At 69.0% G+C, this 15,132-nt stretch carries 12 protein-coding genes; 3 read left to right on the forward strand and 9 right to left on the reverse strand.

All coding sequences use genetic code 11. The annotated features are described in order from the left end of the window. Positions 1–3: 3 nt before the first annotated feature. Positions 4–1,032, reverse strand: coding sequence for a tRNA preQ1(34) S-adenosylmethionine ribosyltransferase-isomerase QueA (gene queA / locus ACE3QP_RS01895; protein WP_374433117.1), 1,029 nt, complete (start codon positions 1,030–1,032; stop codon positions 4–6). A gap of 40 nt (positions 1,033–1,072) precedes the next feature. Between queA and ACE3QP_RS01900 the strand changes: the two genes are divergently transcribed. After that, positions 1,073–1,297: an AbrB/MazE/SpoVT family DNA-binding domain-containing protein gene (locus ACE3QP_RS01900; protein ID WP_374433119.1), complete on the forward strand. Its 225-nt coding sequence runs from the start codon at positions 1,073–1,075 to the stop codon at positions 1,295–1,297. Beyond that, on the forward strand, positions 1,294–1,686 hold the full coding sequence (locus tag ACE3QP_RS01905; RefSeq protein WP_374433121.1) for a type II toxin-antitoxin system death-on-curing family toxin: 393 nt from the start codon (positions 1,294–1,296) through the stop codon (positions 1,684–1,686). Before ACE3QP_RS01900 ends, ACE3QP_RS01905 begins: the two co-directional genes overlap by 4 nt. Here the strand turns inward: ACE3QP_RS01905 and ACE3QP_RS01910 are convergent, their stop codons facing one another. From ACE3QP_RS01910 to panB, 3 genes are all read right to left on the reverse strand, one after another. Continuing rightward, complete coding sequence (locus ACE3QP_RS01910) at positions 1,687–2,370, reverse strand: peptidylprolyl isomerase (RefSeq protein WP_374433123.1); 684 nt, start codon at positions 2,368–2,370, stop codon at positions 1,687–1,689. It lies immediately after the preceding gene. Positions 2,371–2,439: 69 nt separating this feature from the next. After that, positions 2,440–3,273, reverse strand: a complete 834-nt coding sequence (panC, locus tag ACE3QP_RS01915; RefSeq protein WP_374433125.1) for a pantoate--beta-alanine ligase — start codon at positions 3,271–3,273, stop codon at positions 2,440–2,442. Next, the gene (panB, locus tag ACE3QP_RS01920) at positions 3,273–4,079 is read right to left on the reverse strand and encodes a 3-methyl-2-oxobutanoate hydroxymethyltransferase (RefSeq protein ID WP_374433126.1); all 807 of its coding nucleotides are present in this window, start codon (positions 4,077–4,079) and stop codon (positions 3,273–3,275) included. Before panB ends, panC begins: the two co-directional genes overlap by 1 nt. A gap of 74 nt (positions 4,080–4,153) precedes the next feature. On the opposite strand from panB, the gene ACE3QP_RS01925 reads away from it, so the two are divergent. After that, on the forward strand, positions 4,154–5,077 hold the full coding sequence (locus ACE3QP_RS01925; RefSeq protein ID WP_198110381.1) for a LysR substrate-binding domain-containing protein: 924 nt from the start codon (positions 4,154–4,156) through the stop codon (positions 5,075–5,077). Positions 5,078–5,103: 26 nt separating this feature from the next. On the opposite strand, the gene ACE3QP_RS01930 is transcribed toward ACE3QP_RS01925, so the two are convergent. From ACE3QP_RS01930 to ACE3QP_RS01950, 5 genes are all read right to left on the reverse strand, one after another. After that, positions 5,104–5,910: a diguanylate cyclase gene (locus ACE3QP_RS01930; protein ID WP_374433129.1), complete on the reverse strand. Its 807-nt coding sequence runs from the start codon at positions 5,908–5,910 to the stop codon at positions 5,104–5,106. 5 nt (positions 5,911–5,915) lie between these two features. Beyond that, positions 5,916–6,854 (reverse strand): biofilm regulation protein kinase SiaB, encoded by a 939-nt coding sequence (siaB, locus tag ACE3QP_RS01935; protein ID WP_374433130.1) that lies wholly within the window; start codon positions 6,852–6,854, stop codon positions 5,916–5,918. Between the two features lie 2 nt (positions 6,855–6,856). After that, on the reverse strand, positions 6,857–8,887 hold the full coding sequence (siaA, locus tag ACE3QP_RS01940) for a biofilm regulation protein phosphatase SiaA (protein WP_374433132.1): 2,031 nt from the start codon (positions 8,885–8,887) through the stop codon (positions 6,857–6,859). A 166-nt stretch (positions 8,888–9,053) separates the two neighbouring features. After that, entirely contained in the window at positions 9,054–11,810 is a 2,757-nt protein-coding gene (locus ACE3QP_RS01945; RefSeq protein ID WP_374433134.1) for a TonB-dependent receptor, read from the reverse strand. A gap of 225 nt (positions 11,811–12,035) precedes the next feature. Further along, entirely contained in the window at positions 12,036–15,086 is a 3,051-nt protein-coding gene (locus ACE3QP_RS01950; protein WP_374433136.1) for an ATP-binding protein, read from the reverse strand. Between the last annotated feature and the right edge of the window lie 46 nt (positions 15,087–15,132).

Here is a 15,132-nt window from a genome sequence, read left to right on the forward strand (position 1 = left end):
GGCTCAATCCGTCGTTCGATCCAACAGCATCGCGTCGCCATAGCTGAAGAAGCGGTAGCGCTGTTCGACGGCATGCCGGTACAGGGCGCGGATGTGTTCGTAGCCGGCCAGGGCGCTGACCAGCATCATCAGCGTGCTCTTGGGCAGGTGGAAGTTGGTCAGCAGCCGGTCCACCACCCGGAACCGGTAGCCCGGGGTGATGAAAAGCTGGGTCTCGGCCGCGCCAGCTTGCAGCGCCCCGCCGGCCGCTGCACTTTCCAGCGCCCGCAGGGCGGTCGTGCCCACCGCCATCACCCGGCCGCCGCGGGCGCGGCAGGCGGCGATGGCATCGACCGTGGCCTGCGGCACCTCGAACCACTCGCTGTGCATTTGGTGCTCGGCCAGGTTCTCGCTGCGCACCGGCTGGAAGGTGCCGGCGCCCACATGCAGGGTCACCTGCGCGCGCGGGCAGGGCAGCTGGGCCAGCAGGGCTTCATCGAAATGCAGCGAGGCCGTGGGCGCGGCCACTGCACCGGGTTTGGCGGCAAACACGGTCTGGTAGCGCTGCACATCTTCCGCCCCGTCTTCGTGCGTGATGTAGGGCGGCAGCGGCACATGGCCGTGCCGCTCCAGCAGGGCCAGCGGGTCGTCCGGGAAGCGCAGGTGAAAGAGCGAGTTTTCGGGCCCGCAGCGGCCCAGCACCTCGGCGTCAAATGCGTCGGCAAAGCGCACCCGGCTGCCCGGCTTGGGGCTCTTGCTGGCGCGCAGATGCGCCCAGACCTCCTGCGTGCCGGGCAGCAGGCGCTCGATCAGGCCTTCGACCGAACCGCCGCTCGCCTTTTGCCCATGCAGGCGCGCCTTGATGACCTGGGTGTCGTTGAAAACCAGTAGGTCCTCGGGCGCAAGCAAGCCGGGCAGCTCGCGGAAGGCACGGTCCACCGGCGCGGGGCCCCGCCCGTCCAGCAGGCGCGAACCCGTGCGTTCAGGCGCAGGGCGCTGGGCAATCAGCTCGGGTGGCAGTTCGTAATCAAAGTCGGACAGGGTGTGGGGCATGGGCGCAAAATATAACGTTCGTAATTACGCGGAGACCGAGATGCAGGCACTCAAGCTGGTTCAGGTGGGCAATTCCGTGGGCGTGATTCTTCCGAAGGAACTGCTGGCGCGGCTGAAGGTGGAGAAGGGCGACACCCTGTTCGTGACGGAGACGCCGGATGGCGTGGCCTTGACGCCGCTGGATCCGGGCTTCGAAGATCAGGTGGCGCTTGGCCGGGAGTTCATGCGCGAGTTTCGCGACACCTTCCACGCTCTGGCCAAATGAGCCGGACGCCCTGGCGTTGGATCGATGCGCGGGTGCTGCGCCTGCTGCACGACGAATCGATTGCCGAACATGGCGGTGCGCCGGGTCTGCGCGACCCAGGCCTGTTGGAATCGGCGCTGGCCCGGCCGGAGCAGGCTGCGCACTACGGCGAGGCGGATGTTGCCGAGTTGGCAAGCCTGTACGCCCATGGGCTCGTCAAGAACCACGCTTTTGTGGATGGCAACAAGCGTGCGGCCTTCCTGGCTTTGGGCCTGTTCCTGGCCTTGAACGGCTGGTGCCTGAAGGTGTCACAGGCTGAAGCGACCGGGGCGGTGGTGTCCTTGGCGGCCGGCGAACTCAGCGAAGCCGAATTCGCCACCTGGCTGCGTAGCCGCATCCAACCCAGGTAGTCAGCGCACCCGCTGCACCCAGTAGGTCAGGATCTCGGTGCGGGGGCGCAGGTCGGTGTCGGTGTAGCGGTAGACGGGCACGATGTTCATCGCGTCCAGTACCGGCAGGCCCGAGATGATCTTGCCGAAGATGGCGTAGCCGCGCTTGGCGCTGGTGCCATCGAGCCCGGTGTTGTCGCGCACGTTCAGGAACCACTCCGAGGTGGCGCTGTTGGGGTCGCTGCTGCGCGCCATGGCGATGGTGCCGCGCAGATTGGACAAGATGGTGTTGTCCTCCAGCTGGATGGGCGCGAAGGGGTTGGGTTTGCGCACCATGCCCGGGCTGTAGCCGCCGCCCTGCACGACGAAATCCTTGTCCACCCGGTGCACCAGGGTGTTGCGGTAGTAGTTGGTGTTCACATGGGCCAGGAAGTTGGCCACGGTGATGGGGGCGTACTCGTCGTAGAGCTCAATCACCAGCTCGCCGCTGCTGGTCAGCATGCAGACCACCGGCCAGCGGCTTTGCGCGGCGGCGGCCAGGCCGGCGGTGCTGCAGTTCTGGGTGGGCGCGTTGGGCTGCGGGTTGGGCTGCGGAACCGGTGGCAGCGGCGGGGCGGGGTCGCCCACTTCGACGTAGATGCCGCCCCCGCAGGCGCTCAGCAACAGGGCCAGCAGGCTGGCAGAGAGAAGGCGTGTTGTGCGCATGGATGCACCCGATTCAGGCAGAGCGCCCGGCAACGGTGCAGTGTGCGCCGGCGTTGACCGTGCCGAGGCTCAGGCCTCGAGGTTGTCAATCAGTCGGGTGTTGCCCAGCTTGGCGGCACCCAGCGCCACCAGGGGCTCGCCTGCCTGCGCGGGGCCCAGATCGTGCTGGCGGCGCAGCGTCAGATAGTCGGGCTGCCAGCCCTGCGCGGCCAGGCGGTCCATGGCCTCGCCCTCCATGCGCTCGCGGTCGCGCAGGCCGCTCTGCCATTCGGCAATCAAGGCGCGCAGCGCGGCGCTGAGCTGCAAGGCCTGGGCCTTTTGCTCGGCGCTGAGGTACTGGTTGCGGCTGGAGAGCGCCAGCCCCTCCGGGCTGCGCAGGGTCTCGCCGCCGTGGATCTGGATCGGCAGGCCCATCTGCGCCACCATGCGGCGCAGCACCATCAGCTGCTGGTAGTCCTTCTTGCCGAACACGGCGTGCGCGGGCTGCACCAGGTTGAAGAGCTTGTGCACCACTGTGCATACGCCGGTGAAGAAGCCGGGGCGGAACTGTCCTTCCAGGATCTCGGCCAGCGCGGCGGGCGGCACCACCTTGTAGCTCTGCGGCTCGGGGTAGAGCTCCTGCTCGCTGGGGGCGAACACGAGGTCGCAATGGCCCTGGGCTTGCAGTTGCGCGCAATCGGCTTCCAGCGTGCGCGGGTAGCGGTCGAAGTCTTCGTGCGGCAGGAACTGCAGGCGGTTGACGAACAGCGACACCACCACCGGCGCCAGCGGCCCCGCCACGGCGCGCGCCTGCGCCACCAGGGCCAGGTGGCCGGCATGCAGATTGCCCATGGTGGGCACGAAGGCGGCCTGGCCGGGGCCGAGCGCGCTGCGCAGTTCGGCAATCGTGTGGATCAGCTTCATCAGCTAAAGGCGTGCACCGCCTCGTCGGGGAACTGGCCGGATTTGACCTCGGCCACATAGCGCCGGATGGCGGCGGCAATGGAGTCGGAACCCGACATGAAGTTCTTGACAAAGCGCGGTCGGCGGCCGGGGGTGATGTCCAGCATGTCGTGCAGCACCAGCACCTGACCCGAACAGCCCAGGCCCGCGCCGATGCCGATCACCGGCACCGGGCTCCAGGCGGTGATCTCGCGCGCCAACGCGGCCGGGATCATCTCGAACAGCAGCATCTGCGCGCCGGCCTCGACCATGGCCTTGGCTTGTGCCTTGACGTGCTCGGCCGCCTCGCCGCGCCCCTGCACCTTGAAGCCGCCCAGGGCCGACACCGTTTGCGGCGTGAAGCCCAGGTGCGCGCACACGGGCACACCGCGCTGCGTCAGGAAGTGCACGGTGTCGGCGGCCCAGTCGCCACATTCCAGCTTGACCATGTGCGCACCGGCCTGCATCAGCGCCAGGCTGGAATGCCAGGCCTGCTCGGGGCTGGCGTGGTAGCTGCCGAAGGGCAGGTCGCCCAGCAGCCAGGCGGTCTTATTGCCGCGCGCCACACAGCGCGTGTGATAGACCATGTCGGCCAGTTGCACCGGCGTGGTGGTGGGTTCCGCCTGCAGCACGGTGCCGAGCGAATCGCCCACCAGCAGGATGTCCACCCCCGCCTCGTCCAGCACGCTGGCGAAGGCGGCGTCATAGCAGGTCAGCATGGCGATCTTTTCGCCGCTGGCATGCATCTCCTGCAGCTTGTGCAGGGTCACAGCTTTGCGTTCGGGCATGGGGGTTTCCCGAGCTTCCGAGAGGGGGCGCAGTGTAGCCATGCGCGCGCCTCGGCGCCCTACGATCACCCCCCATGACCCTGACCGAACTGCGCTACCTGGTGGCCGTGGCACGCGAGCGCCACTTTGGCCGAGCCGCCGAGGCCTGCCATGTCTCCCAGCCCACGCTCTCCGTGGCGATCAAGAAGCTCGAGGAGGAGCTTGACGTCAAGATCTTCGAGCGCAGCAGCAACGAGATCGCCGTCACCCCGCTGGGCCAGGAGATCGTGCGCCAGGCCCAGGTGGTGATCGAGCAGGCGCAGCTGATCAAGGAGATCGCCAAGCGCGGCCGCGATCCGCTGGCCGGGCCGCTGCGCCTGGGGGTGATCTACACCATCGGCCCCTACCTGCTGCCCGATCTGGTGCGCCAGGTCATCGAGCGCACCCCGCAGATGCCGCTGCTGCTGCAGGAGAACTTCACCGTCAAGCTGCTGGACATGCTGCGCAGTGGTGAACTGGATTGCGCCATCCTGGCCGAACCCTTTCCCGACGCCGGCCTGGCGATTGCGCCGCTGTACGACGAGCCCTTCCGCATTGCCGTGCCGGCCAGCCACCCGCTGGCGCAGCGCGAGTCCCTGAGTGCCGAGGAGCTGAAGCAGGAGACCCTGCTGCTGCTCGGCAACGGCCATTGCTTCCGCGACCATGTGCTCGAGGTCTGCCCCGAGTTCGCCCGCTTCGCCAGCGGGGCCGAGGGCATCCAGCGCAGCTTCGAGGGCTCGTCGCTGGAGACCATCAAGCACATGGTGGCCTCGGGAATGGGCATCACCGTGGTGCCCGAACTCTCGGTGCCGGCCGAGCCGCCCCCGCATCTGAAGTTCCTGCACTTCACCGAGCCGGTGCCGAGCCGCCGCGTAGTGCTGGCCTGGCGGCGCAGCTTCACGCGCTACGAGGCAATTGCCGCGCTGCGCAATGCGGTGATGGCCTGCCGTTTGGCGGGTGTGCAGCGCATCAACGCCTGAGAGGCTGAGCCGGCGGCAGGGCCGGCTCAGGCGCCGCCGGCCGAGGCCGCTTCCGGTGCCAGTTCGATGCGGTCGCGCCCGTTGCGCTTGGCCATGAGCAGGGCAATGTCGGCGCGGCGCACCAGATCCTGGGCCGCTTCAGCCGGCAGGCGCTGCGCCAGGCCAGCGCTGGCGGTCATGCGCACCAGGCCTTGGCCCGTGTCGACTTCCAGCTGCCGGATGGCGCTCAGCACGCGCTCCAGGGTGGTGCGGGCGCCCGCCGTCGTGCTGCCGGGCAGCACCAGAACGAACTCTTCGCCACCCCAGCGGCCGCAGAAGTCCTGCTCGCGCAGGCTGGCCTTGAGCACCTGCGCCAGGCTGGTGAGTGCGCGGTCGCCCACGGCGTGGCCAAAGCCGTCGTTGATGTGCTTGAAATGATCCACGTCCAGCATGGCCACACACAAGGCCTGGCCACGGCGGTGGGCACGCGCCAGCTCGTCGCCCAGCACGCTGTCGATCTGGCGCCGATTGGCCAGGCCGGTCAACGGGTCGACGCTGGAGGCTTGCGTCAGATGCAGGTTCTGCTCGTGCATCAGCTCCTGGTAACGGTCGGCGATGCGGGCCACCTTTTCGAGTCGCGAGCGTTGGCGGCGCAAGGCGGAGGTCGAGTGGCCCAGCGCGGCCGCATTGAAGCCATCGGCGATGCGCAGCATGCGCTCGATGCGGTGCTGCTGCTCGCGGCACAGCTGGAGCGCTTGACGCAGCGGCTCTTGCAGGGGGTTGCCGTCGTGCTCGGCCAGGTCGGCCAGGGCTTCCAGCTTGACCAGCAGCTCATCCCCATGGACCTTGGACATGGCCCTTACTCCGCCAGGGCCTGGATCTGGAAGGGGAAGCTGCAATCCTCCTTGAACTCCTCGGCCAGTTCGGCCACCCGTTCGTTGCGGGCGTCATAGAGCCAAAGCACGCCCACCTCGCGGCCGCTACGGTGCTGGTCTTCCAGCAAGTCGAAGATGTCCATCATGATCTTGACGCTGCTGGTGTTGAGGTAGCGCAGCTTCAGGCGCAGCTGCAAGGGCTTGTCGTCGGCGCGGAAGTAGGCCTCGATCCAGTCGATCAGCGGGCCGAAGAGCTCGAACGAATTCTCTGGATAGGAGTCGCCGGCCATCTCCAGCGTGCCGCGCTCGGCGTCGGCATGGATGGAGGGCGAGGAGACGGAACCTTCGATGTGCAAGGAATTCATGGGCAGCTCAGGCATTGGCAAAGGCCGCGCGCAGGCAGAAGAAGCTGCGGCCGCGGGCATGGGTTGGAGGCTGGCTTGCAGCGGCTCGGACGCGCGCCGGGCCATGTCGAGCAGACCCAGCCCGGCGCCGGAAGGTGAGTCCGCGTCGCGCGGGCGGCGCAGTTGTTCCTTGTAGGCGGCCTTGAGTTGGGCCTTGTCCAGCGCGGCCAGCTGCTGGATGCGCTGCAGCAGGCGCTCGGCATCCGGCGCTTCGACCAGATTGCCGACAGAGATCATGTAGCGGCCCTGTTCATCACGCGACACCACCACGGTGGCCGCGCCGTCGGCCTCGGAGTAGTTCATCTTGCTGGCGTAGTGGCGGATGTTCTGTGTCATCTCCACATAGACGGCAAACACATCCATGGCGCCGCCCGGCGACGCTTCGGCGTCCTCCAGGTACTTGCGCAGTGCGTGCCCTATCTCTTCGATCAGGCTGCGCGAAATGGGGCCGTTGAAACACAACATGACGCGCTGCCGAATGCAGTTGGCGCGCATCTCGAACAAATCCAGTGTCTCCATGCTCACTCCTGAGGTTGGCTTGCCTTGGTGCCCTGGTCGACCCGGAAGCACATGACGGTGATGTCGTCGCGCTGCGTGAAGCCGCCCTGGTAACTGCGCAGCGCGCTGACGAAGGCCTCGCGCTGCTGGCCGGGTGGCAGCGCCGCATGCTCACGCACCAACTCGGCGAAGCGCTTGTTGCCGAAGCCGAAACCATGCTCGCCGCCGGCCTGATCAAGGAAGCCGTCGGTGACGAGGTAATAGCTGGTGCCTGCGCTCAAATTGAACTCGACGTTCTCGTACTGGCCGCGGCGCGTCTCGTTGAGTGCACGCCGGCCGGGCTTGATCTCCTCAACCATGTGGCCATCGCTGCGGAACAGTGAAACCTTGGCGCCGGCAAAGCGGGCACGTTGGGTCCGGCGGTCGATGTGCACCAGGCCGACATCCATGGTGGTGGCGATCGTGCGTGGGATGTCGGCCGCCACCAGCATGCTGCGAATCGAGGCGTCGATGCGATGCAGCAGCGTGGCGGGGTCGGTCAGGCCGACCTCCTCCAAGGCGTGGTCGATGGCGGAGCGCGCCAGCATCGTCATCAGCGCGCCCGGCACGCCATGGCCGGCACAGTCCACCACGCCGAGCAGCTCGCCCTCGGCACTGGCGCGGAACACATAGAAGTCCCCGCCGACGACATCGCGCGGCTGCCAGAGCACGAAGTGCTCGCTGCCGAGTTGCTGCTCAAGCAGGCGGTCGGGCAGGATGGCGCGCTGGATCAGGCGGGCGTAGTCGATCGAATCGCTGATGGCGCGGTGTGCCTGCGCCATGTCGCGGTTGGCCTGCTCCAGCTCGCGGGTGCGCGCCTGCACCTCGCGTTCCAGCGATTCGGTATGCCCCCGTACCTGGCTGGCCATGGTGCCGAAGGCGCGCGTCAGATCGCCGATTTCATCGGCCCGCGGTGCCGGCAGCGTCACTTCGTAGTGCCCGTCCGCAATCGCCTGGGCCGAGCGCTTGAGCTGGCGCAGAGGCGCCAGGATCAAGCGCTCCACTGACAGGGCAATGCCCAGGAACAGGCCCAGGCCCAGCAGGCCGATGGCGACCAGCGGCCCGGCCAGGGTGTCCAGCCGCAGCAGCGGCGCCACGCGCAGGTCCAGGGTGGACACCACATGCCAGTCCAGGTCGGGGATGTAGGCGCTGGCCAGCAGCTCGGGCACGCCGCGCAGCTTGACGCTGACCACCTGCGCGGTGCCAGGCTTGGCCTCGGCGCGGGCCATGGCGGTGCGGACCGCCTGGACGTCGGTGGGGGAATCCAGCAGGGCCTCGATGGTGTGGTCGCGCGCGGCCTGGGCCTGGGTGCCGGAGTTCAGCGCAATGCGCGCCAGGTCCCGGTCGATCTGGATCGCGCCGGCGCGGTTGACGATCAGCACCTGCTGGCCCGGCGCCACATCACTGACGAGGCGCCGCGTCAGATCCCCCAGATCCAGGCTCGCCCCGACCGACCCGAGCGCGCGACCGCCGTCGCGCACCAGCACATTGATCCAGACCCGCGTGGCGCCCACTTGGTGGTTGACGTCCACATTGATGTTGTAGGGGCGGTCCGACTTCAGGGTGTTGAAGAACCAGCTGTCCTTCTCGGCGTCGGGTTTCAGCCGCTCCAGCGGTGCGGTGCCGGGCTTGTCGTCCGACTGGAAGTAGTAGTTCAGGCTCTGGGCCGGGGTGATGGAGAAGGCCCGCGAGGCGAAGTCCTGCCGGAAGCTGGCGGCCTCGCGCCAGAAGGTGGCCCGCGCCTGCGGGTCGTCCTCGGCCAGCAGCCACTGGCGGGTGGCCTCCGAGCGCGCCTGGCGCAGCGACAGTGCCAATTCGCGCGACAGCAGGCCGGCGACCTGCTCGCGCTTGAGCAGCACCGTGTCGCGTGCATAGGCGCTGCCAAGCTGGGCGCGCACGCTGTCGACCACCTGCCAGCCCAGCCAGAAGGCCGGCCCCAGGGCCAGCAGGCTGCTGAAGAAGAGTGCCAGCAGCGATTTGCCGCGCAGGCCCAGACGCGGTGCGGGCAAGGACATGGCGTTGTGCGGAGCTTTGGGGGAGGGGTCAGGCACGGCGGGAGTGGCAGAGCCCGACAAGGGGCGGGCGGCGCCAGTTTCCTTCAAACCCGGGCCTGCCGCGGCAGCGCGCAGGCATGAAAAAGGCCCCGCCGGAGCGGGGCCTTGTTGTTCAAGTGCGCAGGGCTTACTTGAACTCGTACGAGATCGTGCCGTACCAGTAGCGGCCGCGCGGGTCGGCGAAGGAGCCGGCGTAGCCCGCAGCGTGCGAGCCATAGCTCGACACAGCGGTGAACGGCGGTTCCTTGTCCGTCACGTTCTTCACGCCCAGGCGCAGGTTCAGGCCCTTGAAGCCGGTGTAGCCAGCCGCCAGGTTGAAGCGGTTGGTGTCCTTGACCTTGTGCGGGGCATTGACGCCGACGTTGGCGTCCACCAAGCCGGCGGACTCGGTCCAGCCCTTCACGAAGGTGTTCTCCACCGTGAAGTTGAAGCTGCCCAGCGCCCAGTCCAGCGAGAGGGTGTGTTGCCAGGTCGGCACCGGCTGCACGCCGGAGCCGTCGCCAGCCGTGCCCTCGAAGTCGGTGAAGGCGCCGCCCTTCTCGCTCTGGCGCTTCCACTTCGCGATGTGGGTGGCGTTCAGTGCGGGACGCAGGGTGCCCATGTCGCCCAGGGGGATCGAACCGCGCAGGTCGATGTCGATGCCCGAGGTCTTCAGCTCACCCAGGTTCTCCACCGGGGTCTCGATGTAGAGGATGAAGCCCTGCGCATTGCGCTTCACGCGGCTCTTGAAGCGCTGGTACAGGCTCGGGCTGGACATCAACGCGTCACCACCGATCTGGCCGATCAGGTCACGCTTGGTGATGGTCCAGAAGTCCACCGCAGCCGTGAAGTGACGATTCGGCTCGAACACCACACCCAGGCTGGCCTGACGCGACTTTTCCGGCTTCAGGTTGGGCGACGAGAAGTTGCGCACATTGAACTGGATCTCGCAGCGCGGGTCACCGGAGAAGCCGGCCGGGCAGTCCGGATCGACCAGGGAGTTGGCGGTGTTGGTCGAGGAGACCGGCGAGTTCACGTCCCACAGCGTGGGGGCGCGGAAGCCCGTGCCCATGGCGCCGCGGAACAGCAGTTCCTTGCTCGGGTTCCAGCGGATGGTGGCGCGCGGGTTGAAGGTGCCGCCGAAGTCGCTGTAGCGGTCATAGCGGGCCGACAGACCGGCCTCGACGCCCTTGGCGAAGGGCATGCTCAGCTCGCCAAACACGGCCGAGATGTTGCGCGAGGCGACGGTGGCGGGCACCGAGCCTTCGCCGCCGATGTGCTTGCCGGCCGAGTAGTCGGCGTTGACCGGACGGTCCTCGGCCTTCTCGCGGCGGAAGTCCACGCCCATGGCCACGGCCATGTTGCCGCCGGCCATCGCGCCCAGCTCGCGGCTGACCTTGAAGTCGACTTCCATGGTGGTGCTGTCGGACTTGCGCATCGGGCCGGTCATGGCGGCACGCGCCCAGGCTGCATCACCGCCGGCGCCGCTGGAGCCGAAGGGGTTGATGTTGCCGGCGGCCAGCTCAGTCAGGAAGCGGCCTTCGTGGATGTAGCCGCGGTACTCCAGGTCGCCCTTGGCCTTGGCGTAGTTGAAGGCGGTGTCGTAGTCCCAACCGGCTACCACACCGGTGGAGCCGAGCACGAAGCGGGCCTGGGTGTTGGTGTTGTCGTTGATGCGGTTGCCGGCGGGGATCGCGCGCATGGCGATCTCGGTCAGGCCATTGGCATCGCCGGCGAGTTGCGCATCCGTCCAGCCCAGGCTCTTGAGCAGTGCGCGCGGGAAGAAGGGGCTGTTGACCGGCATCATCGGGTGCGCGTAGTCGCCCTTGACCGGATCCAGGCTGGTGGCACCCCAGAAGATCGGGGTCGGGGCGATGCGGCCGATCGACGCGCTGCGCGCGAACGAGACCTCGGCAAACATCTGCGCGTCCTTGTTCAGGTTCCAGGTGGCGCGGCCGAACACATCGGCCTTGTCCTGGTCGGGCAGGTTGTCCAGCGTGGCGGCGTAGATAAAGCGGCAGATGAAGCGCTCGGTGCCGTTGGGCGAAGGGCCGCGCGAGACGCGCGTCGTGAAGTTCGGGTCGCAGGCCTCGAAGTTGGCGCCGGCATTGGAGTAGGCGCCCGGGCTGATGCCGAAATCGACCAGGCGGCCCGGGAAGGCACCACCCGAGGTCGGGGGCGCGGAGCCGGGGATTTCGTCGACGCCGCGGTTGTAGAACTTCTGCTCGATCGCCTTCAGGCGGGTGTTCTTCTGCACATTGCCGGTGACGAGCAGGTTGAAGCCGTCACTGCTGATGTCGCCAAAACCCAGGGCCAGGCTGGCACCGGTTTCCTTGCCGCCGATGTTGTCTTCGGTGTTGCCGGCGCGCAGGCTGATGTTGCCGCCGCCGTAGTCCTTGCGGGTGATGAAGTTGATCACGCCGCCGACGGCGTCGGTGCCGTACACGGCCGAGGCGCCGTCACGCAGCACTTCCACGCGCTCCAGCGCGGCGAAGGGGATGCTGTTCAGGTCGACGGCAACGGTGCCGCCGATGTTGCCGAAGGGGTGGTTGGCCAGGCGGCGGCCGTTCAGCAGCACCAGGGTGGAGTTGGCACCCAGGCCGCGCAGGTTGGCGTTGCTGGTGGCGTAGCCGGCGCCCTGCGTGGTGTCGGAGAAGGCGGCGGTGGCGGCCGAGACGCGGCGCAGCAGGTCCTCGACATTGGTGGCGCCGGTCTTCTCGATCTGGGCGCGGGTGATGGTGGTGACCGGCAGGGCGGTCTCACTCTCCAGGCGCTTGATCGACGAGCCGGTGACGACCACGCGCTCAAGTTGTTGGCTGTTTTGGTCTTGGGCCTGGACCTGGCCGGCGGCGAGGCCGCCGAATGCCACGGCCAGCGCAGCGCAAAGACGGGTGGGATGACGCATCAGAACTCCTCCAGATACGAATCGAAACAATTAGGCTGCTCGTGGCAGCACGGACCAGGGGCGAATGTCCCTTTGGGTGGGGCGGGATTGTTGAACCCCGGCCAAGGGGTGCCATCAGTGGGTAAACCCCTGCTGTGGCGTCTTGGCTGCACCTTGCTTGCGGGTGACTTTTGCAGTCCCCCCCGAGGGAGGCGTAAACGTCGGGACCCCCAGGCTTTCGCTTGTTTAGCCCTGCAGCTCCAGCCAGGCCTGCAGCTGGGTGAGCTGCAGGTCCAGCGCGGCTTGCAGGCGCTGCAGCGAGCGCTGGGCGGCGGCGGCGGGCTCGCTGCGCAGCTCGGCCTCGCAGGCCGCGGCCAGGCGGGACAGGCCCATCAGGCCCAGATTGGCCGCCGTGCCCTTGAGCCGGTGCACCCAGGCCAGTTGGGCCGCCGTCTCGCTGGGCAGGCCCTCCTGGCGGTATTGGCTGACGAATCCGCCGAGCAGCCGGCACAGCAGCTCCAGTTTGCCGGCGCAGCGCGCCAGCGCGGCTTCGTGGTCCCAGTCCAACGGCAGGTCCTCGCGCGGCGGCGGCGGACGGTTGGGCGCCGGCGCTGCCACCGGGGCGGCCGGCGGCTCCGGCTCGGCCCCGAGCCACAGCCCGAGTGCCTGGGCCTGCTCGCGCAGGGTGCTGACGAGCTCGGCCAGCTCCACCGGCTTGGTGATGTGGCCGCGCATGCCGGCGGCGGCCGATTCGGCGCGCTGCTCGGGCAGGGCGTTGGCGGTGAGCGCCAGCACCGGCAGCTGCGGGTGCACTTGGTGCAGGCGGCGCGTGGCCTCGTAGCCGTCCATGCCGGGCATCTGGATGTCCATCAGCACCAGGTCGATGCGGGCCACGCCATGCTGGGCGATCCAGGCCAGTGCCTCGGCGCCGCCACCCACCTGTTCGAACTGGGCGCCCAGCTGCAGCAACATCTCACCCAGGATTTCGCGGTTGATCGCCACGTCGTCGACGATCAGCACGCGCAAGCCCTGCAGCGCGGCGCGGCTGAAGCGACCGCCCTCAGGCGGCGGGGGCACGGGGGCCACTGCGGGTGCCGGCAGCGCGGCCGCCGCAGGGCGCCAGGGCAGGTGCAGGCTGAACTGCGAGCCCAGGCCGGGCTGGCTGTGCAGGCGGATCTCGCCGCCCATGGCGCGCGCCAGCCGCCGGCTGATGCCCAGGCCCAGGCCGGTGCCCGGCTCGGCGGCCGCGCCCTCGGCCTGCTCGAAGTCCTGGAACACCCGTTCGCGCTCGGCGGCGGCAATGCCGGGGCCGGTGTCGTGCACGGTGAACACCAGCTCCTGGCCCTCGGTGTGCAGTTGCAGGCAGACCTCGCCCTGGCTGGTGAACTTGATGGCGTTGCCGAGCAGATTGACGAGCACCTGGCGCACGCGCTGGCGGTCCAGCCGGGCCGCCGCGGGCAGCGGCGGGTCGAGCTGCAGGCGCAGCGGCAACTGTTTCTCGCGCGCCCGCGGCTCCACCAGGGTAAGCGCGTCGCGTGCCAGCTCGGCGGGGTCCAGGGCTTCGAGCGCCGGGCTGAACTTGTCGGCCTCCAGCTTGGCCAGGTCCAGCACCTCGTTCACCACGCCCAGCAGGTGCTGGCCGGCGGTGTGGATGCGCTCGAAGACCTGGCGGGCTTCGGCGGGCTGGGCCTCGCCCTCGGGGCGCGACATCAGGGCCATCTGGGCCAGACCGAGCACGGCATTGAGCGGGGTGCGCAGCTCGTGGCTCATGCGCGCCAGCAGCTCATGCTTGGCCTGCGCCAGGCGCAGCGCCTCGTCGCGCGCCTGCACCAGCTGCTCCTGCTGGCGCTTCAGCGCGGTGATGTCCACCCCCAGGCTCAGCACCTGGGTGCCGCCCTCGGCGTCGGGCAGGGGCACGGCGCTCACCAGCAGCGTGCGCGGGCCTTCCTTGGGGTGCAGCACGGCCTGTTCGAACTGCTGCAGCCCGCCGCCGGCGAGCAGCTCGGCATCGCGCCGGTCCTGCTGCGCGCCCAGTTCGGCGCCCAGCCACAGGCGGCTGTGCTGGCCCAGCGCCTGCTCACGCCGCCAGCCGGTGGCCAGCTCGAAGTGGCGATTGACGAGCTGGTGACGGCCGCCGGCATCGCGGATGGCCAGGGTGGCGGGCAGCGCGTCCAGCACGGCCTGCAGGCGCTGCTGCTGCTGCTGCAACTCGCGCGTGCGGCTGCGCACCTGCTGTTCCAGTTCCTCACGCGCATGGGCCAGGGCGGAGCGGGCCGCCACCTGGTCGCTGATGTCGTGGCCGAACACCACCACCGCGTCGCGGCCGTCGAGCTGCAGGCGCTGGGTCTTGATGTCCCACCACAGCAGGCCGCCGTCGCGCCGGCGCGAGCACCACCACTGCTCCTGCGGGCCCTTCTCCAGCGTGCGCTGGATGAGGGCGCGCGCCTCCTCGGGGCCGTAGCCATCGCCCGGGGCCAGCCAGGCCGGGTCCAGCTCGGCCAGGGTGCTGACGCCGTAGCGCCCCAGCGCCTGCGGGTTGGCGTAGAGCAGGCTGCCATCGCGGGCGTCGTAGATCAGGATGGCGGTGAGCGAGGCGTCGAGCAGCTCGCGCTGGCGCCGCTCGGCCGCGTCCAGCCGTGCCACCGAGGCCTGCTGCTCCTGCTGGGCACGGCTCAGCAGGCCCTGCGCCTCGTCCAGCGAGCGCGTGGCGCTCCAGAACAGGCGGCCGTAATGCACCACCAGGCAGCCGCTCAGCAGCAGGGGCAGCAGATGGCCCAGCGCCACCACCGGCAGCGGCGCGCGGCGCAGGTCGCTGGGCCCCTCGATCCAGCCGAGCGCCTGCGCCAGCGTGACCAACAGCAGGCCCGCCACGCTCAGCCACAGCGCCTGCCAGGCCGCCTTCGGTGACACCAGCAGGCCCATGCAGACCACCACCACGCCCAGCGCCGGCAGGCTGGGGTCGGAGAGCCCGTCGCCGGTGATCCAGGGCAGCACCAGCAGCACCGCCAGCGCGGCCCAGCTGAAGAGCTCGGCGGCCACCGCCACGCCCCGACGGCGCAGGCTGCGCTGCGCCAGCAGCGCCACGCCGCTCATGCCCACGCCGATAGTGCTCAGCAGCACCAGGCGCCAGGTGGCGATGGGCTGGCTGCCCGCGCCCCACCAAGTGGCCAGGGCCTGGGCCAGGCCGGCGGCGAAGACAAGCCAGAGCGCGACGCGCAGCCCACGCCGGGTGCTTTCGTCCAGGCGCTGGCGCTGTTCGTCCAGCGCGGCTTCGATTTGCGGCTCGGTGGCGCTCATGCGTCAAGGCGCGGGTGCTGTGGCGGTGGCTTCAGCCCCCTTCCGA

Origin of the sequence: Inhella sp., assembly GCF_041912635.1 — a bacterium.
GTDB lineage: Bacteria > Pseudomonadota > Gammaproteobacteria > Burkholderiales > Burkholderiaceae_C > Inhella.

Bases quoted from the DNA above. Each gene is read 5' to 3' on its own strand.
- panC (WP_374433125.1), bottom strand. From the start codon at position 3,273: ATGAAGCTGATCCACACGATTGCCGAACTGCGCAGCGCGCTCGGCCCC.
- ACE3QP_RS01930 (WP_374433129.1), bottom strand. From the start codon at position 5,910: ATGTCCAAGGTCCATGGGGATGAGCTGCTGGTCAAGCTGGAAGCCCTG.
- ACE3QP_RS01950 (WP_374433136.1), bottom strand. From the start codon at position 15,086: ATGAGCGCCACCGAGCCGCAAATCGAAGCCGCGCTGGACGAACAGCGC.
- ACE3QP_RS01900 (WP_374433119.1), top strand. From the start codon at position 1,073: ATGCAGGCACTCAAGCTGGTTCAGGTGGGCAATTCCGTGGGCGTGATT.
- ACE3QP_RS01910 (WP_374433123.1), bottom strand. From the start codon at position 2,370: ATGCGCACAACACGCCTTCTCTCTGCCAGCCTGCTGGCCCTGTTGCTG.
- siaB (WP_374433130.1), bottom strand. From the start codon at position 6,854: ATGGAGACACTGGATTTGTTCGAGATGCGCGCCAACTGCATTCGGCAG.
- panB (WP_374433126.1), bottom strand. From the start codon at position 4,079: ATGCCCGAACGCAAAGCTGTGACCCTGCACAAGCTGCAGGAGATGCAT.
- queA (WP_374433117.1), bottom strand. From the start codon at position 1,032: ATGCCCCACACCCTGTCCGACTTTGATTACGAACTGCCACCCGAGCTG.
- ACE3QP_RS01945 (WP_374433134.1), bottom strand. From the start codon at position 11,810: ATGCGTCATCCCACCCGTCTTTGCGCTGCGCTGGCCGTGGCATTCGGC.
- ACE3QP_RS01905 (WP_374433121.1), top strand. From the start codon at position 1,294: ATGAGCCGGACGCCCTGGCGTTGGATCGATGCGCGGGTGCTGCGCCTG.
- siaA (WP_374433132.1), bottom strand. From the start codon at position 8,887: ATGTCCTTGCCCGCACCGCGTCTGGGCCTGCGCGGCAAATCGCTGCTG.
- ACE3QP_RS01925 (WP_198110381.1), top strand. From the start codon at position 4,154: ATGACCCTGACCGAACTGCGCTACCTGGTGGCCGTGGCACGCGAGCGC.